The organism is Providencia sp. PROV201 (assembly GCF_028479545.1).
GTDB classification, from domain to species: domain Bacteria; phylum Pseudomonadota; class Gammaproteobacteria; order Enterobacterales; family Enterobacteriaceae; genus Providencia; species Providencia huaxiensis.
Genome location: NZ_JAMPNW010000026.1, coordinates 23,634 through 45,555 on the forward strand (window position 1 = coordinate 23,634; position 21,922 = coordinate 45,555).

A 21,922-nucleotide genomic window follows, 5' to 3' on the forward strand; every position below is an offset into this window, starting at 1 on the left:
GTTCCAATTTTCCGCTAAATTATCTGATTCCTATTGCAGTAAGATACTCTCTCGCTGCAATTACATCATTAGCAATTTGCTCCTTAAGCGCTTCCAACGAAGCAAACCGCTGCTCATCACGTAATTTCTTACGTAACACTACATCGATATGACGCCCATATAAATCCATATTTGCATCAATCAGATGAACTTCTAACTGTGTTCCTTTTCCAGATACAGTCGGACGTGTGCCAATATTTGCCACACCCGGTAAAGGCTTATCACCTAAACCGTAAACTTCTACAGCATACACACCAGTAACGGGTGTGACTAAACGTTTTAACGGTAGGTTTGCTGTCGGAAAACCTATTGTTCTGCCAAGTTGATTACCATGAACCACTCGCCCGCTAATACGATAAGAGTGCCCTAATAGGCTTTCAGCTAATTCAAGATTATTTTCTTGAATTGCCTTACGTATCGCTGTACTGCTGATACGTAGCCCTGAATCACAGAAGCTTTCTGTATCTGCAACTTCAAAACCAAATTCATCACCCGCTTGTTGTAAAAAAGCAAAGTCCCCCATGCGATTTTTCCCAAAGCGGAAATCATCACCTATAGCGAGATACTTTACACCAAGCTTATTGACGAGTAAGTCAGAAACAAACTCAGCAGGTGTTAATGATGCAAAGTGCTGGTTAAATTCAACACATAAGAGGTAATCGATACCACTATCTGCGAGATATTTAACTTTGTCTCGCAGGCGTGTCAAACGCGCAGGCGCCTTGTCACCAATAAAAAATTCAAGGGGCTGTGGCTCAAATATCATCACAACAGTTGGTAGCCCTAACTGAGCCCCCTTAAGTTTCAAATTTTGAAGTAAAACCTGATGCCCACGATGGACACCATCAAAATTACCGATAGTCAGCACGCAACCATGATGGCACGCCCGGATATTCTGTATACCGCGAATTAGCTCCATAACAGGCTCAATACCGAGGAAATTGCAGGATTATACCTTGTACGACGCATAAGGTTAACCTTAGTTCGCAAAAGGTTTCATTAAACCCTATTTTTTTGATCTCTACACGACTTATTCCCCACTATTTTATGCAATTAGTGGGTTATTACGCTCCCCAACAGAGCTATTGCATTCGAACATCAAAAACTTTGGGGTAACCAATGGATTATCAATACAACAAATTTGTTCCAAGGTCTCTAAAAATATTATATTTTTATGTTTTATACTTCAATGGTTATAACCGAACGGTTAAAAAGAACAAAAAACAACCATATCATGATTAATTTTCATACTCGATATTGATTGATAAGCTAAAAATTATTTTTCGTCTTAGTTCTTTTTAAATTTCTGCCATCAATTACGCATTTTTTCACGCGAAGATCTGTATTCTTCTCATATTTGCTGATAGAATCTTGCACCATTCACAGCGCATGAACATCGAAGTACACGATGTTTATTTGCACAAATCCATTGACAAATGAAGGGCGAAAGGGCATATTCCTCGACCTTTGAATTGTCCTCAATAGAATACATTTGGGAGTTGGACCTTGGCTAATATCAAATCAGCTAAGAAACGTGCCGTTCAGTCAGAGAAACGTCGCCAGCATAACGCTAGCCGTCGCTCTATGGTACGTACTTTTATCAAGAAAGTTTACCTTGCTATCGCTGCAGGCGATAAAGAAGCTGCTCAGAAAGCATTCAATGACATGCAACCTATTGTTGATCGCCATGCTACTAAAGGCCTGATCCACAAAAATAAAGCAGCACGTCATAAAGCTAACTTAGTTGCTCAAATCAAAGCAATGTAATTTTGCTTCTTGATTAGCTTAAAAAAACCGGCTTATGCCGGTTTTTTTATTTATTATTGTTTTTTATCTAGGCTATCAAGCGGAACTGAAAATAAATCTGAAAAATCTTTATTACACACTCGCTGTACTGCTGGGTGCTGGATCATTCTCTCTGCAAAAATAACGTAATATTCTTCTTTAACGCTCTCTAAACGCCCTAACTCCACAATATCTTCTCCACCTAAAAGATCAGGTGTATATTGCGAAGGAGCAACAAAAATTGCGTTATAATGCATGCCGAATGCTTTCATAAGTGCGGCATCATCGAATTCACCTAATACTTCAACCTGCAAGTTTTTATTGCGGATCCAAGCGAGTATATGCCTACCTAACAAATATCGCCGACCAGGGATCAATAAGCGACGTTCCTCTAAACATTCAGGAAATGGCTTTTTAGGGATAGGCTGACGGCAAAAGAAACTCATATTACACTCGCCCAATTTCACCGAAAACAAGCCTTCCTGCTGCGATGAGTCAACTGGGCAGTCAGATAAAATCATATCTAATTTATGTTGGCTGAGCTGTTCTAATAGCAATTCATGGGTTGATTCAAAACAACGTAAATGAATCTGTTCATGCTCAACAACCGTAGTTTCTAATATTTTACTTACTAGCTGTTTTGATAGCGTATCCGCAACCCCGACATCAAACAGTAAGTTAGATTCGCGGCTGTAATTGACAATATCAAGCATTTCTTGGCTAAGCATAAACATTTTGTCTGCATAGCGGAAAATTAATTGTCCAAGCTCAGATGGCACTAAACCTCGCCCCTGCCTTTTAAACAATTTGCCACCTAAACGCTCTTCTAGCGCTTTTATTTGCCCTGTAATTGTCTGAGGAGTCAGGTAAAGCGCTTCTGCTGCTCCGACAACAGAGCCCTCTTTACATACATGCCAGAAGTAGTAAAGATGGTTAAAATTAAGATGTGAAACCCGCATATCGATTCCTTTTGTACCGTCGCTAGTCTAGTTATGGTAACTACTATTGACCATACACATTTACCTGTACCCTATATTTTCAGGGCCTTTAAAATGAATACCGTAGTGTATTAATAAACACACTACGGTATATCATAGATTATTAGTTCGGAAATTCTTACTAATAATTTGCAAAACTACACAATAAGCTTGTATTAGATTGGTTCTTTTTGTTTCGGTAACACTACTCTTAACATAAAATACCCTAAAAACGCGGCTAACGTCGAACCAATCAAAATACCTAGGCGTGAATAGGTACTATACACCTCATCAAGCCCATCAAATGCGAGGCCAGTGATAAAAATAGACATAGTAAAACCGATCCCACACAGTACAGAAACTGCAAATACTTGTTTTAAGTTAATCGACTCCGGTAATTTTGCAAACCCAAGTTTTACCGAAACCCAACTAAACAGAAAAATCCCAATAGGCTTACCTAAGATCAAGCCAGCGGCTACCCCTAATGGCAGTGGGCTTAATAAACCGTCAAAAGTCACACCTTGAAGTTGCACACCTGAATTAGCAAATGCAAAAATAGGTAGAATTAAGTAAACAACCCATGGATGTAAGACGTGCTCCAATTCTTCTGAAGGCTTAGTCTGGTTAGTACCACGTAAAGGGATCAAGAAGCCGACAATTACCCCAGCTAATGTGGCATGAACACCAGATTTCAAAATACACACCCACAATATTAACCCAATAACTAAGTAAGCGGCTGTATTCTCTACTCTACGCCAATTCATCATACAAAGGATCGCAATACACAGTGCTGATAACCCCAATGCAACCAAAGAAACTGAGCTGGTATAGAAAAATGCAATAATTACGATAACGCCTAAATCATCAATGATAGCCAATGCCAATAAGAACACTTTTAGCTCTGTGGGTACTCGCTTACCTAGTAACGCCATCACACCTAACGCGAAAGCAATGTCAGTAGCGGCAGGTATTGCCCAACCTTGCTGGGTAACTGCATCTCCACCATTAAATAATAAATAGATTAATGCAGGAGCAATCATTCCACCTAGTGCCGCAATTGCTGGAAATATCGCTTTGTCACGTCCTGCGAGGGATCCTTCCAATAATTCACGTTTTACTTCAAGGCCAACCACCAAAAAGAAAATCGCCATTAAGAAGTCATTAACCCATAATATCAAAGGCTTATCCAAACCAAATTCTGATATTTTAATTGATATAGGGATATCTAAAAATTGCTGATAAGCCCCCTGCAATGGCGAATTTGCCATCACTAAAGCGACTATGGCAGCAATAATCAGAAGTAAGCCCCCTGCTGCTTCTAACCTTAAAAATTTACGAATAATTGCTGTCATATATTTAACCTCAATGTTTTTTTGAATGTTAATACTATGCTAATTATTAATTCGTAAAAAATCGTTTATTTATCGCTTAACACTCGAAATTACCGATCAATTTAGGTTAGAGATCACGGCAAATGAGAAAAAAACGTTAATTTTACTATAGACAATTTTTATAAAAACAAATAATAAATTTTGTGATAAACGGACTTTATAAATTCAATTTTTTTGGTATCAAAAATCTACACTTTTTATCTTCGCAGGCAAAAAACATATATTTCTTTCTTCGATACCTTTCGTAAAAATTTTAAATATGGAAGACTATCCACAAGATATCTGCCAAGCGCTTCGCAAAAAAATGTGTTTGGATTGCTAATAAAATACTAATGATTACAATTTAACAATGACAACTTACGTATTACTTTCTGTGCTGTTTGCAGCTTTCTGCCATGCAAGCTGGAACGCCATAGTTAAATTTGGCAATGACCGTTTTTTCGGCCTAGTCATGATTTCTGTTTTTTCTGGCGTCTTAGCGGTACCCGCAATATTTTGGTTTGGCCTACCGTCACCAGAAGCTATTCATTGGTTAGCCCTATCCGTACTTTTTCATATTGGATACACCTATTTTTTAAGTCAGGCTTATACACACGGTGACTTAAGCCAGATTTATCCAATATCACGCGGGTCCGCCCCATTAATAACGGCACTACTAGGTGTGTTGCTATTTAATGAATTAATTCCATTGATGGGTCTTATTGGTGTTTTATTTATTATTAGTGGTGTCGTGCTCATTGCCTTTGCTGGGAAAAAGTTCACATTAAATATCAATGGGAAAGCTCTAGCTTTTGCCATATCAACAGCCTTCTTTACTGCCTGTTATACCTTATCTGATGGTTATGGAGCCAGAGCAAGTGAAGATCCCGTGACATATACACTTTGGCTATTTTTATTGAACGGAATGGTGTTAGCTATACCCGGTTTTATCAAATACCGAGGTACCTTCATTGTTGGAATTCAACAATACTGGCGTTCAGGGTTACTCGGTGGGCTAATGCAGCTCATTAGCTATGGCATTGCTATATGGGCGATGAGCCAAGCGCCAATTGTCATGGTCGCAGCGATTAGAGAAACGAGTGTACTTTTCGCCATGTTCCTATCCATTGCCTTTCTCAAAGAAAAATTCAACGTAATGCGAGTCGTTGCCTGTGTCGTTATTGTTTTTGGTATTTTATTAGCAAAATTAAGTCATTAATAAAATTATTATTTGAATATTCAATCAGTAAGCAGCAAACTTAATTTTATCAGAAATAGTATTAATATTTTTTACTCATAATTTTTATATTTTCTCACCAGATATGAGGCCAAAATGTCGTTTTTAAAATCTTTACTGGCTGTTTCCATTATTAGTGCTTCTTTTTCTAGCTTTGCAGCTACATCTGCTGACATCATTATTGTCGATGGAACCATCTTAACAATGGATGCCCAGAAACAAATTATTGACCATGGTACTGTTGTCATCAAAGGCAATAAAATCATTGCCGTTGGTGGCCCTGAACTAGCTCAAAGTTATCAAGCACCTAATATCCTGAAGGTTGATGGCGACATTGTCATGCCTGGGTTAATTAACACTCACACACATGCATCTATGACCGTATTCCGTTCTTTGGCCGATGATGTACCAGACCGTTTACACCGTTATATCTTCCCATTAGAAAACAAAATGGTCTCCCGTGAAATGGTACGAGTTGGAGCAAACCTTGCTAATATTGAAATGATTAAAGGTGGTGTCACAACTTACGTTGATATGTATTATTTTGAAGATGAAGTGGCTAAAACCGTTGATAAAATTGGATTGAGGGCTGTCCTTGGGGAATCAGTCATTCAATTTCCTGTCGCTGATGCAAAAAATGCAGATGAAGGTATCAATTATGCAGTGAATTTCATCAACCAATACAAAGATCACCCTCGTATCACACCCGCTTTTGCGCCTCATGCACCTTATACCAATACCACAGAGCATTTACAGAAAATCGCAAAATTGTCTCAAGAACTTAATATGCCAGTGATGATCCACCTGGCTGAAACTGATCGTGAGCAAGAAGAAATAGCCAAACGTACGGGAGGGAAAAGCCCTGTACAATATATGGCTGATATTGGAGCACTGAATAATAAAGTTATTGCAGCTCACGCCATTATGGTTGATGAAAAAGATATGGATCTCCTCAAACAGTATGATGTTGGTGTCGCACATAATATCAGTGCAAACACGAAATCTGCTAAAGGGGTCGCCCCGGTCACAACCATGCTTGAAAAAGGTATTCGTGTTGGTTTAGGAACGGATGGCCCGATGTCGAGTAATACATTAACGACGTTAAATGAGCTAAACTTAGTGGGTAAAATTCACAAACTAGCCAATAAAGATAGAGCCGCAATGCCACCGATCACGGTTGTCGATATGGCAACCATGGGTTCTGCACGCGTGTTACACATGGAAGACAAATTAGGCTCTCTCGAAGCAGGGAAATTAGCTGACATCATTGTTATTGATATTAAATCACCAAACATGGTTCCTATGTATAGCCCCTATGCCGCATTAGTCTATGGTGCAAATGGAGCTAATGTTCGCCATACTATTGTTGATGGCAAGGTATTGATGCAAGACCGCCAGCTGCTGACCGCAGATGAAGGCACCATTATTAAAGAAGCTCAAGATTTTGCTAACAAAGTCCGCGAAACCGTAGTTGCGAGTGGTGAAGTCGTAAAATAAGATAAAAAAATGGCTGACTTGGCAATATGCTCAGTCAGCCATTCTAACATTACCAATTATTAACTAATTATTTATTAGTTAAATCATCAAAGAATTTTTTCACGCCATCTAAAAAGCTTTTAGAGCGCGGGCTATTCTTCTCACCACTCTTTCCACCTAGTGACTCACCAAATTCTTTGAGTAACTCTTTTTGTTTTTCATTCAGTTTTACAGGGGTTTCAACAACAATATGGCACATTAAGTCACCTTGCAAACCACCACGTACCGATTTCACACCTTTTCCTTTCATGCGGAAAATTTTACCGGTTTGAGTTTCTGCTGGGATTTTCAGTTTCACACGGCCATCAAGGGTTGGCACTTCAATTTCGCCCCCCAATGCTGCATCAGCAAAGTTAATCGGAACCTCACAATGCAGGTTATTACCATCACGCTCAAAAATGTTATGAGGTAATACATGAACCTGAACGAATAAATCGCCTGCTGGTGCTCCGTTTTCTCCGGCCTCACCTTCTCCTGATAAACGAACACGGTCACCTGTATCTACCCCTGCAGGAATTTTGACTGACAGGGTTTTATATCTTTCAACACGGCCATGACCATGACATTTGTTGCATGGATCTTTGATAACTTTACCGCGACCATGACACGTTGGACAAGGTTGTTGTACAGAGAAAAAGCCTTGGCGCATATGGACTTGGCCCATACCGTGACAGGTAGAGCACGTATCTGCACTCGTCCCAGGCTTCGCACCATTACCATGACAGACGTCACAGGTTTCCAAGGTCGGAATACGGATTTCTTTGGTCACTCCACGGACAGCCTCTTCGAGAGTCAGTTCCATGTTGTACTGTAGGTCAGAACCACGGCTTGGGCGCTGCTGTCTACGGCCACCGCCAAAAATATCACCGAAGACGTCACCAAAGATATCACTGAAGTCAGCACCACCACCGAAGCCACCGCCCCCCATTCCGCCTTGCTCAAACGCAGCATGACCATATTGGTCATAAGCAGCACGTTTTTGCTCGTCAGAAAGCACTTCGTAAGCTTCTTTAATTTCTTTAAATTTATCTTCTGACTCTTTATCTCCCTGATTACGGTCAGGGTGGTGCTTCATCGCTAAACGCTTATAAGCACGCTTAATATCTTTCTCAGAAGCATTTCTCTCGAGGCCTAATACCTCATAAAAATCTCTTTTGGCCATTTAATTTACCCTTAACATGCGGAACGGGCGTAGAGTTCCCTCGACGCCCGTATCCGGTATCAGTAACCATTAACTATCATTTGCTACAGCTACTGCGCCCGCTAAGGGCATTATTTTTTATCTTTGTCGTTAACTTCTTCGAATTCAGCGTCAACAACGTCATCATCTTTCTTCGCTTCTGCGCCAGCTGCACCGCCCGCTTGAGCTTGTTGCTGTGCGATTTCCAACAGTTTTGCAGATGCAGTGACTAAAGCTTGGATTTTCGCTTCGATATCCGCTTTATCTTCACCTTTTGATGCCACTTCTAATTCAGAAGTTGCTTTTTCGATATTCGCTTTATCTTCAGCTGGTAATTTATCACCGGCTTCTTCGATTTGTTTACGAGTACCGTGAACTAATTGGTCAGCTTGGTTACGAACCTGAACTAGCTCTTCAAATTTACGGTCAGCTTCAGCGTTTGCTTCTGCGTCACGTACCATTTTTTCGATTTCCTCATCATTCAGGCCTGAAGAAGCCTTAATGGTGATGTTTTGCTCACGTCCACTATTTTTATCTTTAGCAGACACATGCAAGATACCATCAGCATCGATATCAAAAGTCACTTCGATTTGTGGCATACCACGTGGAGCAGCTTGAATACCGTCTAAGTTAAACTGACCCAGTGATTTGTTATCACTTGCACGTTTACGCTCACCTTGCAGAACATGGATAGTTACCGCTGCTTGGTTATCTTCCGCTGTTGAGAACACTTGGCTATGTTTAGTTGGGATAGTGGTGTTCTTCGAGATTAACGAAGTCATCACGCCACCCATGGTTTCGATACCTAAAGACAGAGGAGTTACGTCAAGTAACAGAACGTCTTTAACATCACCGGCTAAAACACCACCTTGAACTGCTGCACCCATTGCAACTGCTTCATCTGGGTTCACGTCTTTACGTGGTTCTTTACCAAAGAAATCAGCAACAACTTTCTGAACCATTGGCATACGTGTTTGACCACCAACTAAGATAACGTCGTTGATTTCGCTCACGCTTAAGCCTGCGTCTTGCAGAGCAACTTTAACTGGCTCCATAGAACGCTTAACTAAATCTTCTACCAGTGACTCTAATTTCGCACGAGTCACTTTGATATTCATGTGTTTAGGACCTGTTGCATCTGCTGTAATATACGGCAGGTTAACATCTGTTTGTTGTGCAGAAGACAGCTCAATTTTCGCTTTTTCTGCAGCTTCTTTCAGACGTTGCATTGCTAACGGGTCGTTACGCAGGTCAACACCTTGTTCTTTCTTAAATTCTTCAACTAAATAGTTAATTAAACGTGTATCAAAGTCTTCACCACCTAAGTGTGTGTCACCATTAGTAGCCAGAACTTCATAGGTTTTTTCACCATCAACTTCATCGATTTCGATGATTGATAAGTCAAAGGTACCACCACCTAAGTCATATACCGCGATAGTACGGTTACCAATTTCTCGGTCTAAACCATATGCTAATGCCGCAGCTGTTGGTTCGTTAATAATACGTTTTACTTCTAGACCCGCGATACGGCCAGCATCTTTAGTTGCTTGACGCTGAGCATCGTTAAAGTAAGCAGGAACAGTAATAACCGCTTCTGTTACTGGCTCACCTAAATAGTCTTCTGCTGTTTTCTTCATTTTTTTCAGAACTTCAGCTGAAACTTGTGGTGGAGCCATTTTTTGGCCTTTCACATCTAACCAAGCATCGCCGTTATCAGCCGCAATGATTTTATATGGCATGATAGAAACGTCGCGCTGAACTTCTTCGTCTTGGAAACGACGACCAATCAAACGTTTGATTGCAAATAAAGTATTTTCTGGGTTAGTCACAGCCTGACGTTTTGCTGGCTGACCAACTAAAATTTCACCATCTTGAGTGTACGCAATGATGGAAGGAGTCGTTCTATCACCTTCGCTGTTCTCCAGAACACGAGCTGTAGTACCATCCATAATTGCAACGCATGAGTTAGTTGTACCCAAGTCGATACCAATGATTTTACCCATCTAAAACGCCTCCAAAGGAATTCTTTTCACTATGATTTCGATATCAATCTATATGAGGCTCAATATTTCATTTTCAAGGGAGTTTTCACTCAGAGCCTAAATTATTTTTCAATACGCAATAATTTGGATTGATATCAGTTTATGCTTTTAAGATGGGGTCACAAATTCATTCATCAAGGGGGAGAATCAAAAAAATTTGCATTTATTGCAAAAAAACCTGTCTTGTGATCATTGTTTAAACAATTAAAACTGCGTATGATGCGCCGCCGCTGTCACTTTGGCAAAACTTTTTGTTTCTTATCTATTTGAATTATTTATATTTTACCAGAGGTTATATGCAGTCTAGCTCTCTTGCAAATCCAGGCCCACTTGGTTTACTAGGCTTTGGTATGACAACCATCCTGCTGAATATTCATAACGCAGGTTTTTTCCCTCTTTCATCCGTTATTTTAAGTATGGGCATTTTTTATGGTGGTATTGCTCAATTTATTGCGGGTCTGATTGAATACAAAAAAGGCAATACATTCGGTGCAACTGCATTTACCTCTTACGGTATGTTTTGGATTGCATTAGTGGGTTTATTATTTTTACCATCAATGGGATTAGCCGAAGCAACTTCACCTGAATTTTTAGGTGTTTTCCTCGCTATTTGGGGAATTTTTACCTTTTTCATGTTTTTAGGAACGTTCAAAGCTAATTTTGTTTTGCAATTTGTCTTCGGTAGCTTAACTGTATTATTCGCTTTATTAGCAATCGGTAACATTACAGGAAATGCAGCATTACTAAAATTTGCAGGTTTTGAAGGAATTATCTGTGGTGCTAGCGCATTTTATTTAGCAGTTGCGGAAATATTAAATGAGCAATATGGCAAAACAGTATTACCGATTGGCCAGCGTGGTTAAATTTAACTAACGTATGTGATTTTATGCATTAAATATTATTAATCAGGTGAGTTAAGTCTCACCTGATTACATTAAAAGACTACTCAGGGCGAATAGCCGATTTAGGCCTGAACGCTTTCACAATTGTAGGGTCTGTTTCTACATAAGGGCCATCAAGTAATTGAATGCAATAAGGAACACTGGCAAAAATACCAGAAACTACCACATTCCCTTCTTTGTCTTTTAAACCTTCCAGAGTTTCCGCAATCGCTTTAGGCTGTCCAGGTAAATTTAAAATCAGAGCTTGGTTGCGTATTACCCCCACTTGACGTGATAGTATCGCAGTAGGGACGAATTTCAGGCTAATTTGGCGCATTTGCTCACCAAAACCCGGCATCTCGCGGTCAGCAATCGCAAGGGTTGCATCAGGCGTGACATCGCGACGAGCGGGCCCTGTGCCACCAGTAGTGAGGACTAAATGGCAAGCAAATTCATCCACCAGCTCACATAATGTTTGCTCTATCATGATTTGCTCATCAGGGATCAGGCGAGTTTCGATACGAAAAGGGGTTGTCAGCGTTTTTGCTAACCACTCTTCTAGTGCTGGAATACCTTTGTCTTCATAAATACCACTCGAAGCACGATCAGAAACAGAAACCAGACCTATGCGCAATTCATTCATACAAACCTCAAAAAATTGATCAATTCAGAAACTGTCTACTAATGGATAAACAGGAGCATTATCATAGCATGATGCGCTTTTGCATACAGCGACCTCAATTTTATATCTTGAAATTGAGAACTAACTCAATGAAAAATAGGTATAAAAAAACCCAACCAACTGGCTGGGTTTTAAGAAAAAACGAAATAAACTACAGTAAATCTGCAATCATTTTTTCCAGTTTTTCTTGGTCTACTGCAAACTTACGGATACCGTCAGACAGTTTATCAACCGCCATTGGATCTTGGTTGTGCTGCCAGTAGAACTCAGCTTCAGTTAACTTAGCGCCTGGCTCTTGAGTTTTACCTGTATCAGTCAGTTTACGGACTAATTCACCTTGTGACTCAGACAGTTCTTTCAATAAGCCTGGGGAGATAGTTAAGCGGTCACAACCTGCTAACTCAATGATTTCACCCACGTTACGGAAGCTTGCGCCCATAACCACAGTTTTATAACCGTGAGCTTTGTAGTAATTGTAGATTTCAGTAACAGAAACTACACCTGGATCTTCATGTGGTGCGAATTCTTTTTTATCTGTATTCGCTTTGTACCAGTCAAGGATACGGCCCACAAATGGAGAAATCAGGTATACACCTGCTTCCGCACAAGCGCGTGCTTGAGCAAAAGAGAATAATAAGGTCAGGTTACAGTTAATGCCTTCTTTTTCCAGTTTCTCTGCAGCACGGATACCCTGCCAAGTCGAAGCTAGTTTAATCAGAATACGGTCATTACTGATGCCTGCATCGTTATACATTTTAATTAAGTGACGCGCTTTAGTAATACAAGCTTCTTCATCATAAGAAAGGCGCGCATCAACTTCAGTAGAAATACGACCCGGAACTAATTTCAGAATTTCCAGACCGATATTAACAGCCAGTTTGTCACAAGCATCAACAATTTGTTGCTCACGATTACTGCTTTGCTTACGTGCCCATTCTACCGCTTCATCAATTAATTTACGGTACTCAGGAATTTGTGCAGCATTTAAGATCAGCGATGGATTTGTGGTCGCGTCTTGTGGTTTGTAAAGCTTCATCGCTTCGATGTCGCCAGTATCAGCAACAACGGTTGTCAGACTACGTAGTGAGGTTAGTTTATCGGTCATTTCTTTAATCTCGTTGTTATAAAGGAATTGTGGCTATCGCCGCACCGTCTACAGATAATATCATGCATCCATATTGCTGCAAGCAAGTAAATCTAGTCAAAAGCAACTATTTGATTGGCAATCGGTTTCGCTAGCCAATTAGAAACTGAATCCTTTTAGCAAGTTATACTGCGCCCTTATTGTAATAAAGAATAATATTGGTTTGGCTTATCGTATCAATTACCCAATTAGGAAGAATTTTTGCTAAAGTAAGCAGTATCATTCTTTATAAAGGGTCAAGTCATGCTTATTACAATTTCACCTGCAAAAACATTAGACTACGAAAGCCCACTTGCGACGCAGCAATTTACTCAGCCTGAATTACTCACTGAGTCTCAAAAATTAATTAATGTCTGTCGTAAGTTAACCCCTGCGGATATCGCCAGTTTAATGAAAATTAGTGACAAACTTGCAGGGCTCAACGCTGCTCGTTTTGAAGAATGGCATGCGGACTTTACCCCAGAAAATGCACGCCAAGCGATCCTCGCTTTCAAGGGGGATGTTTATACTGGAATGCAAGCTGAAACCTTTTCACAAGACGATTTTGCGTTTGCCCAATCCCATTTACGCATATTATCAGGTCTTTACGGTATTTTAAGACCGCTAGATTTAATGCAGCCTTATCGCTTAGAAATGGGAATTCGTTTAAAAAATACCCGTGGAAAAGATTTGTATGAGTTTTGGGGAGACATTATCACCAAACAGTTAAATCACGCCTTAGCAGAACAGAAAGACCAAATATTGATCAACCTAGCTTCTGATGAGTACTTCAAATCCGTGAATACGAAGAAATTGGATGGTCAAATCATCAAACCTGTTTTCCTTGATGAAAAGAATGGTAAATATAAAGTTATCAGTTTTTATGCAAAAAAAGCACGGGGTTTAATGAGCCGCTTTATTATCCAAAATAAATTGACGACAACAGACCAACTGGCTGATTTTAATTTGGAAGGCTATCAATTTGATGAAAGCCAATCTAAAGGTAACGAGCTGGTATTTACTCGTTCAGAACAAGCTTAATTCTTAATACATAAAACGTGGGGACTGGCGCACAACCGATACCCACGTATTTCAAAATACTTCATTCTTTTTTCCAGCTCTATCACAGTTTATTTATAAACTTTCTAGCCAATAACAAATTAGCATTGATTCCTCAGCCTGCTTTTTAGCTTTATGACAGTATAAGTTGAGGTTTTACCCACTATTTTGGAGGTGAAGTATGCCTTATGTTGCATCATCAAAGCGCTATAACGAAATGGAATATCGTTTATGTGGCCGTAGCGGGTTACGATTACCACTCATTTCATTAGGGTTATGGCACAACTTTGGTAATAACAAACCCGTTGATAACTGCCAAGCCATGCTTCGTCATGCTTTTGACCTTGGGATCACCCATTTCGATCTGGCTAATAATTATGGGCCACCTCCTGGATCTGCCGAGAGTACATTTGGCCAAATCATGCAACAAGATTTTCTGCCTTATCGTGATGAAATGATCATTTCATCAAAAGCGGGTTTCACTATGTGGGATGGCCCTTATGGTGACTGGGGAAGTAAAAAATATTTGGTTGCAAGCCTTAACCAAAGCTTGAAGCGAATGGGCTTGGATTATGTGGATATCTTTTATCATCATCGACCTGACCCCAATACCCCATTAGAAGAAACCATGGGAGCGCTAGATCTCATTGTTCGCCAAGGAAAAGCCCTGTATGTAGGGATTTCTAATTACCCAACCAATTTAGCCAAAGAAGCAATTGGTATTCTCAATGAATTGGGGACCCCTTGCCTGATCCACCAACCTAAATACTCCATGCTAGAACGCACTCCCGAAGAAGATTTACTCGATTTACTGGAAGAAGAAGGGGTGGGCTCTATTGCGTATTCTCCGCTAGCCGGTGGAATTTTAACTGATCGCTACCTTAATGGCATTCCTGCTGATTCACGCGCGGCAGGCAACCCTTCTTTACCCCCGAAAGGCTCACCTCAACCATTTTATCAAAAGTTAAACAATTGAATGAATTGGCGGTAAAAAGAGGGCAGAAGTTAAACCAAATGGCCTTAGCCTGGTTACTTAGACATGATAGGATCACTTCCGTTCTCATCGGTGCAAGCCGTATTAGCCAAATTGATGATGCAATGGGGATCCTAAAAAATCGTAATTTTACGCAAGAAGAACTCAAAGCCATCGAATTAATATTAGAAAGCGAATAAAACCAATAAGTTGCAGATAACCCTGCAACTTAATAAATTTTATCTTAATTAACGATATTCCCCATTTGCTTTAAACTGCACCACAGAATAAGGCTGAGTACGGCCATCCGGCTGCTCCATCCCTAGGCTACCAATTGGCATACCCGGAACAGAAATTCCTACCACATCCGCCGGTAAGGTATCAATCGCATCAAGACTGCTGACAGGAACATGACCAACAATCACCTTACCTTTGTATTTAGCGATATGGCAACTGCGTAAGTTGTATGGCACATTCAGCTCATCATTCAGTTTGTTCAAGTCATCATAACTGATTTCATTGACCACAACGTCATACCCTGCTTTTTTAACCCCTTCTCCCCATAATTGGCAGCAGCCACAATTTGCATCTTTATACAATTGCACGCTCTGGTTTTGAGAAAATGCAGAAAATGAGAGTAAAAACATTCCACCTAAAATTATCTTTTTCATTGCTATTTACCTTATCAATAATAATGACGAGTACTTAAAAAGTGTCTATTTTTTATGGCGTAACTGGCAGATTAATTTATAAGCTGCTGGAATAATAAATAGGGACAATAATGGCGCGGTGATCATACCGCCAATCATCGGTGCTGCTATACGGCTCATGACTTCCGAACCGACTCCTGTCCCAAGTAATATTGGCAATAAACCCGCTAAAATTACGGCAACTGTCATGGCTTTAGGACGGACACGTAAAACAGCACCTTCATATAATGCATGGTCTAAATCTTGGTTTGATAACTTGCTTATTCCTTGCTGTTTTTCTTTATCTTCGATTGCATGGCGTAAATAAATCAACATAACTACGCCAAATTCAGCGGCTACACCTGCCAATGCAATAAACCCTGTCCCTGTTGCAACCGATAAATTAAAGTTCATCCAATAAAGGAACCAAATAGCGCCCACTAAAGCAAAAGGTAAGCTTAATAAAATCAGTAATGCTTCACTAAATCGTCTGAATGCTAAATAAAGCAGGACAAAAATAATCAGTATGGTAGCAGGAACCATTAACATTAATTTTTGGTTGGCTCTTTCGAGCAATTCAAATTGTCCCGTAAAGGAATAACTCAAGCCCGGCTTCATTTGGATGTTATCTTTTATTGCGGCATCAATATCTTTAATAACAGAGACCATATCGCGATCACGCGCATCAATATAAATCCAGCTAGTCGGTCTTGCGTTCTCTGTTTTCAACATTGGAGCGCCCATATTCACGGATACATCAGCAACATCACTAAGTACAATTTGTTGTTTGCTCGGCGTTAAAATTGGTAATAACTTCATCGCAGATACGCTATTTCGGTAATCTTGAGGATATCTTATGCTAATTGGGTAACGCTCAATCCCTTCAACCGTTTCCCCGATCATTTCCCCACCAGTCGCCATTGAAATATAAACTTGTACATCACTGATACTCATGCCAAAACGTGCCGCTTTTTCTCTGTCAATTTTGACATCAATATAACGCCCACCAACCAATCGCTCAGCCAAAACAGAAACAACCCCGGGAACCGATTTTGTCACTTTTTCAATTTCTTGGGCTAATGCATCGATCTCATCAAGATCTCTTCCTGACACTTTGATGCCTATAGGGCTTTTGACTCCCGTAGATAACATGTCAATACGATTGCGAATAGGCGGAACCCATAAGTTTGCAACCCCGGGCAAACGCACGGTTTCATCAAGCTCATCAATAATTTTTTCAAGTGTCATCCCTTCTCGCCACTCTGCTTGCGGCTTCAAACGTATCGTTGTTTCAATCATCTCCATAGGGGCTGAGTCCGTTGCCGTTTCAGCTTTACCGACTTTACCAAATACCGTATCGACCTCAGGAATAGTTTTGATTAGCTTATCTGTATTTTGTAGTAAAAATGCCGCTTGGGCAGGCGAAACTCCCGGCAGTGTTGAAGGCATATAAAGTAAGTCACCTTCATTAATCGCAGGAAGAAATTCCCCCCCTAAATGTTTTAATGGCCATATCACGGTAAATAAAGATAAGAAACCAATTAATAAGGTGGTCTTCGGCCATGCTAATACCTTAATTAGAATAGGACTGTAGAGAGCAATCAACCAACGATTCAGTGGATTTTTATTTTCATTTGGAATATTACCGCGGATCCAATACCCCATTAGGATTGGAATCACAATTAACGCTAACGCTGCAGCCCCCGCCATGGCATAGGTTTTTGTAAATGCGAGTGGGCCAAATAAACGGCCTTCTTGTCCTTCCAACGTAAAGATAGGAATAAAAGACAATGTGATAATTAATAAACTGATAAATAATGCCGGCCCAACTTCAACAGCAGAGTCAGTAATAACTTTCCAACGCTGGGCATTATCAATGGCTTTACCTTCATTTTCATGTTGCCATTTTTCTAATTTTTTATGCGCATTTTCGATCATCACAATGGCGGCATCTACCATTGCCCCGATAGCAATTGCAATCCCCCCCAATGACATAATATTTGCATTTATTCCTTGATAACGCATGACAATAAAGGCAATAAATAATCCGAGAGGCAAGGAAATAATTGCGACTAATGCAGAACGGAAATGCCATAGGAAGATAGCGCACACCAATGCGACAACAATAAATTCTTCTAGCAACTTATAGCTTAAATTATCAATCGCGTTATCAATAAGAATACTTCTATCATAAGTTGTAATAATTTCGATGCCTTCCGGTAAACTGGCACTTAAATCTTCAAGTTTCTGTTTTACATCATGGATCACATTGCGTGCATTTTCACCTGAGCGAAGCAAGATAATACCACCAACTACCTCGCCTTCCCCATTTAGCTCAGCAACCCCACGACGCATTTCGGGGCCTTCCTGTATTCGAGCAACATCTTGTAGGTAAATTGGCACGCCATTTTCGGGAGTTTTTAGGTAGATTTTATTGAAATCATCAATAGATTGAAGATAGCCACTCGCTCTAACCATATATTCAGCTTCAGCAATTTCAATCGATGAGCCACCCGCTTCTTGGTTAGCCATTTCAACTGCCTGTTTTATTTCAGGTAATGTCACAGAAAATTGGCTGAGCTTGAGCGGGTCAACTAAGATTTGATAAGATTTAACCACACCTCCGACGGTTGCAACTTCGGAAACATTTGGCAAAGCCTTCAATTCATATTTCAAAAACCAATCTTGTAATGAGCGCAGTTCAGCTAGATTATGCTTTCCTGTTTTGTCCACTAAAGCATATTCAAAAACCCAGCCAACCCCTGTCGCATCAGGGCCAATAGAAGCTACCGCACCTTTTGGCAATTGGTTTTGGACTTGATTTAAATATTCTAAAACGCGTGAACGAGCCCAGTATAAATCTGTATTATCTTCAAAAATAACATAAACATATGAGTCACCAAATGCAGAAAAACCCCGTACCGTTTTTGCTCCCGGCACAGATAACATCGTCGTCGTTATTGGGTATGTGACTTGGTTTTCGACCAGTTGGGGCGCTTGCCCTGGATAAGTGGTTTTGATGATCACTTGTACATCAGATAAGTCAGGTAATGCATCAACAGGTGTACTGCGGATACTCCAAATACCTGCAATAACTAAAAACATGACTCCCATTAGGACTAAAAAGCGATTAGCGACTGAGCGTCTTATAATCCATTCCAACATACTCTACTCCTGAGATTTATGTGATGAATGATTAGATGACGCTGAAGGTTCAGGAAGTGCTTCCATCTTGGCTAATGCTCCCGCAATATTCGCTTCGGAATCAATCAGGAAAATCCCCTGAGTCACAATATGCTCACCCACTTGTAGCCCTTCAGATATTGCCGTCATTTGTTGAGATTCACTGAGCACTCGTACTCTTTTCGGAATAAATTCACCATTCTCACCAACAGCAATAACATGTTGTTCTTTCCCTGAATCCACAATGGCTTGTGAAGGGATCAATAAACTTTCATTACCTTCTGCAACTAAATTCAAATATGCAGTCATACCCGGTTTTAATAAATGGCTAGGGTCCGCAATTTCTGTACGAATATTAATTGTACGACTTGCTTGGTCTGCGCTAGGTAATATCAGCCAGTTTTTTACAGTAAATAACTGTGAAGGATAAGCGGGAATAGAAACTGTAAATTCTGTTTGTTTATTCAGTAATTCAGCAACTGACTGAGGAACAGAGGCATTAATCCATAATGGATCTGTTCCTTGTATTTGTGCAATAACAACTTCTTTAGATACGTTCATCCCTAAACGTAGATTAAGTGCAGTAATTACCCCTGAAATAGGTGCTTGGATCGTAAAACGTGATTGGACTTTTCCTGTTTTAATAAACTGAGAAAGTGCTCCCTCTGGCATGCCATTTAAACGTAAACGCTCAATGACGCTATTAAGATCTTGCTGGCTCGCATTCATCTGCTTGAGTGCAAGATATTCACTTTGCGCTTCAACCCATGCAGGGATCGTTAGATCAGCAATAGGAACCCCTTTTTGGATCCTCTCACCAACGGTGAATGGGTAAACTTTTTCAACGAAACCATTTTCTCGCGCTTGCACGATAGCGAATTGATGATCATTAAATGCAATTTCGCCTGGAAATGTTAAGTCATAGCTTAATTTCCCCCACTTTACATCCACCGTTTTAAGTCCTAAATTTTGTGTCTGTGTTGGGTTAATTGTTATCCCTTTGCTATTCGCTGAAGCCAAGTTTTCATCCGCATATTTAGGAACAAGATCCATGTCCATAAACGGGGATTTCCCTGGTTGATCAAACTTGGTATTGGGATACATCGGGTCATACCAATACAATACGGTGCGTTCTTGTTTTTCAACTGGTTGGCTATTATTTTCTACAACGAAAAAATATCGGTAAAATAAAATTGAAATAACGCTCGATAAAATAATTACCAATAGCAATTTGGTCAGGTTAACTAATGACATAACATCTCTCTACCTATTTAGTTTATCTTTTCGACGGATTTCAACATTGAAAGATTGCCTTGTTGTACAAATGAAAATTTTAATTCATCATTTTCTTGTAAGCCGTTAATCATATTTTCATCTTCATAGGTAAAACGCATCGTCATTGGTGGCCAGCCAATACTTTGAATTTCTTTATGATTTATTGTTAACTTTTTATTATCTTTATCAATCGAGATTAGCGTTCCTTCGGTATTGATTGTCGGCTCTGCGACTTTTTCTGGATAAATAGAGTGGTTATGTTCAGCAGCATTTGCATAACTAGTTGCTGTTAACATCGCCATTGAAATTGCAAAAAATACTGTATTTAATTTTTTCATTGTTACCCTCATGATTTTATTAATCCGCCACCTAATGCAGAGAATAAATTTATTTCATTCTTCTGCTGTTCTATTTTCAACATCAATAAATTTTGTTGTTCGGTAAATAAGCTACGCTGTGCTTCAAGAACATCGAGATAGCTCAAACTGCCATATCGATAACTCGCTTGTTTCTGTGTTAAGACGTTTTGCAGCGTGTTGACATATTGCACTTGGGAGATGAGTTGTTTTTCTAAACTCGATTTGATCACTAAGGCATCTTTCACTTCTCGAAATGCTACTTGAATACTTTTTTCGTAATTAGTAATCGCTTTATTTTTTCTAATATTTGCTAACTCTAAGTTTCGGCTATTTGTACCACCAGTAAAAATAGGTAGCGTAATTTTAGGAATAAAATTCCAAATACCATTTGAAGAGTCAAATAACCCTGTTAAAGAATCATTACTGTTTTCAATTCCTGTATTAAAGGAAATAGAAGGAAAGAAAGCGGCTCTTGCTACACCTATATTGGCATTCTCAGAAATAATATTTTGCTCCGCAGCCATAATATCTGGGCGTTTTAATAATATTTCAGAGGGAATATCTGAAGGAGTTGTAATTAAAGGATAGTTTGGCTCGTAGCGTCCTAGATCTAAATTTATTTTTGTTGCGTAGTCATTTGTCAAAAAATTCAGTAAATTTTCATTTTTTGCAATTTCACTTTCAATTTTTTCGATATTAATAGAAATAGACTGTACTTGCCCTTTAGCTTGTTCTAGGTCTGATAGCGCGGCTTTTCCTGCCGCCACTTTTTGCATTACAATCGATTGACTATTGAGGTAGCTTTGCTTCGTCTCTTGCGAAATTAATAATAATTTCTGGTTATACACCACATCTAAATACGCCTCTGCTACCGTTTTGATTGTGATAATTTGTGTCGCACGCTTCATCTCTTGAGAAGCAATAAACTTTGCTTTATCGGCATCAGATAAGTTTTTAATACGCCCAAAAAAATCCAGTTCATAACTGATATCAACGCCTGCACTGTATTTCTTATTGAAGGATGACCCAGACTCTAATGATTGGCCATAATCGCCGCTCATCGATGAACTAATTTGAGGATATTTTTCTGCTCCTGCTAGCCCAAAACGCACACGAGCTTCTTCTACATCTAAGGCCGCAAGATATAAATCACTGTTTTTCTCAAGCGCAATTTCTATCACGCTTTTCATTTGTGGGTCTTGAATAAATTGAGACCAACTTGGTATTGCTAATTCTGTTTTATTCCGCGCTGTTTTATCCCGCGTTACTACATCAGAAACATTGCCACTGAATTGATGAGGCAAATTAAAATTAGGGCGTTGATATTCAGGGGCAAGCGAAACACAACCAGTCAAAATTAGGGCATAAGCTATTATTAATATTTTAGGGGAATACATGGTATAGCCATGCCTCTAGTGATTAAAATTGTCACTATAGTAAAAAAGGCCTCCTGTTAGATTCATGACATGAAAATGACAAATTTGTCATTTTACATTTCGTTGCCATAGTGCTTAGAATGATTACATTGTTTT

General features: G+C 39.7%; 17 protein-coding genes and 1 pseudogene. 6 read left to right on the top strand and 12 right to left on the bottom strand.

Annotation, left to right across the window (positions count from 1 at the left end; translation table 11 throughout):
• Positions 1-19: 19 nt before the first annotated feature.
• Complete coding sequence (gene ribF / locus PR809_RS17415) at positions 20-958, bottom strand: bifunctional riboflavin kinase/FAD synthetase (protein WP_102138982.1); 939 nt, start codon at positions 956-958, stop codon at positions 20-22.
• A 587-nt stretch (positions 959-1,545) separates the two neighbouring features.
• Between ribF and rpsT the strand changes: the two genes are divergently transcribed.
• Positions 1,546-1,806, top strand: coding sequence for a 30S ribosomal protein S20 (gene rpsT, locus PR809_RS17420; protein ID WP_004914688.1), 261 nt, complete (start codon positions 1,546-1,548; stop codon positions 1,804-1,806).
• Positions 1,807-1,859: 53 nt separating this feature from the next.
• Here the strand turns inward: rpsT and nhaR are convergent, their stop codons facing one another.
• Positions 1,860-2,783, bottom strand: a complete 924-nt coding sequence (gene nhaR / locus PR809_RS17425) for a transcriptional activator NhaR (RefSeq protein WP_102138981.1) — start codon at positions 2,781-2,783, stop codon at positions 1,860-1,862.
• A gap of 194 nt (positions 2,784-2,977) precedes the next feature.
• A complete protein-coding gene (gene nhaA, locus PR809_RS17430) occupies positions 2,978-4,153 on the bottom strand; it encodes a Na+/H+ antiporter NhaA (RefSeq protein WP_102138980.1) in 1,176 nt (391 codons plus the stop codon).
• 388 nt (positions 4,154-4,541) lie between these two features.
• Between nhaA and PR809_RS17435 the strand changes: the two genes are divergently transcribed.
• Both PR809_RS17435 and PR809_RS17440 read left to right on the top strand, forming a co-directional pair.
• Positions 4,542-5,390, top strand: coding sequence for an EamA family transporter (locus PR809_RS17435; RefSeq protein ID WP_102138979.1), 849 nt, complete (start codon positions 4,542-4,544; stop codon positions 5,388-5,390).
• 114 nt (positions 5,391-5,504) lie between these two features.
• Positions 5,505-6,905: an amidohydrolase gene (locus tag PR809_RS17440; protein ID WP_206276124.1), complete on the top strand. Its 1,401-nt coding sequence runs from the start codon at positions 5,505-5,507 to the stop codon at positions 6,903-6,905.
• A 67-nt stretch (positions 6,906-6,972) separates the two neighbouring features.
• Here the strand turns inward: PR809_RS17440 and dnaJ are convergent, their stop codons facing one another.
• Both dnaJ and dnaK read right to left on the bottom strand, forming a co-directional pair.
• Positions 6,973-8,106: a molecular chaperone DnaJ gene (gene dnaJ, locus PR809_RS17445; RefSeq protein ID WP_102138977.1), complete on the bottom strand. Its 1,134-nt coding sequence runs from the start codon at positions 8,104-8,106 to the stop codon at positions 6,973-6,975.
• A 110-nt stretch (positions 8,107-8,216) separates the two neighbouring features.
• Positions 8,217-10,127, bottom strand: coding sequence for a molecular chaperone DnaK (dnaK, locus tag PR809_RS17450; RefSeq protein WP_102138976.1), 1,911 nt, complete (start codon positions 10,125-10,127; stop codon positions 8,217-8,219).
• A gap of 335 nt (positions 10,128-10,462) precedes the next feature.
• On the opposite strand from dnaK, the gene satP reads away from it, so the two are divergent.
• On the top strand, positions 10,463-11,029 hold the full coding sequence (satP, locus tag PR809_RS17455) for an acetate uptake transporter (protein WP_004905651.1): 567 nt from the start codon (positions 10,463-10,465) through the stop codon (positions 11,027-11,029).
• Positions 11,030-11,108: 79 nt separating this feature from the next.
• Here satP and mog read toward each other — a convergent pair whose 3' ends face one another.
• Complete coding sequence (mog, locus tag PR809_RS17460) at positions 11,109-11,690, bottom strand: molybdopterin adenylyltransferase (protein WP_181489286.1); 582 nt, start codon at positions 11,688-11,690, stop codon at positions 11,109-11,111.
• 190 nt (positions 11,691-11,880) lie between these two features.
• Positions 11,881-12,834, bottom strand: coding sequence for a transaldolase (gene tal, locus PR809_RS17465; protein WP_102138974.1), 954 nt, complete (start codon positions 12,832-12,834; stop codon positions 11,881-11,883).
• A 282-nt stretch (positions 12,835-13,116) separates the two neighbouring features.
• Here tal and yaaA point away from each other — a divergent pair, with 282 nt between their 5' ends.
• Positions 13,117-13,893 carry a peroxide stress protein YaaA gene (gene yaaA, locus PR809_RS17470; RefSeq protein WP_206276125.1) on the top strand — a complete coding sequence of 259 codons (777 nt, stop codon included), beginning with the start codon at positions 13,117-13,119 and terminating at the stop codon, positions 13,891-13,893.
• 199 nt (positions 13,894-14,092) lie between these two features.
• Positions 14,093-15,084 (top strand): annotated as a pseudogene (locus PR809_RS17475) (aldo/keto reductase).
• A 48-nt stretch (positions 15,085-15,132) separates the two neighbouring features.
• Here the strand turns inward: PR809_RS17475 and PR809_RS17480 are convergent.
• Genes PR809_RS17480 through PR809_RS17500 form a run of 5 tightly spaced genes read right to left on the bottom strand, consistent with a single transcriptional unit; the run spans position 15,133 to position 21,787 of the window.
• Entirely contained in the window at positions 15,133-15,555 is a 423-nt protein-coding gene (locus tag PR809_RS17480) for a DUF411 domain-containing protein (RefSeq protein ID WP_102138971.1), read from the bottom strand.
• A gap of 45 nt (positions 15,556-15,600) precedes the next feature.
• Positions 15,601-18,738 (bottom strand): efflux RND transporter permease subunit, encoded by a 3,138-nt coding sequence (locus tag PR809_RS17485; protein WP_166266632.1) that lies wholly within the window; start codon positions 18,736-18,738, stop codon positions 15,601-15,603.
• 3 nt (positions 18,739-18,741) lie between these two features.
• Complete coding sequence (locus PR809_RS17490; RefSeq protein ID WP_166266630.1) at positions 18,742-20,010, bottom strand: efflux RND transporter periplasmic adaptor subunit; 1,269 nt, start codon at positions 20,008-20,010, stop codon at positions 18,742-18,744.
• A gap of 17 nt (positions 20,011-20,027) precedes the next feature.
• Complete coding sequence (locus PR809_RS17495; protein WP_229597530.1) at positions 20,028-20,369, bottom strand: copper-binding protein; 342 nt, start codon at positions 20,367-20,369, stop codon at positions 20,028-20,030.
• Between the two features lie 8 nt (positions 20,370-20,377).
• A complete protein-coding gene (locus PR809_RS17500; protein WP_206276126.1) occupies positions 20,378-21,787 on the bottom strand; it encodes an efflux transporter outer membrane subunit in 1,410 nt (469 codons plus the stop codon).
• Between the last annotated feature and the right edge of the window lie 135 nt (positions 21,788-21,922).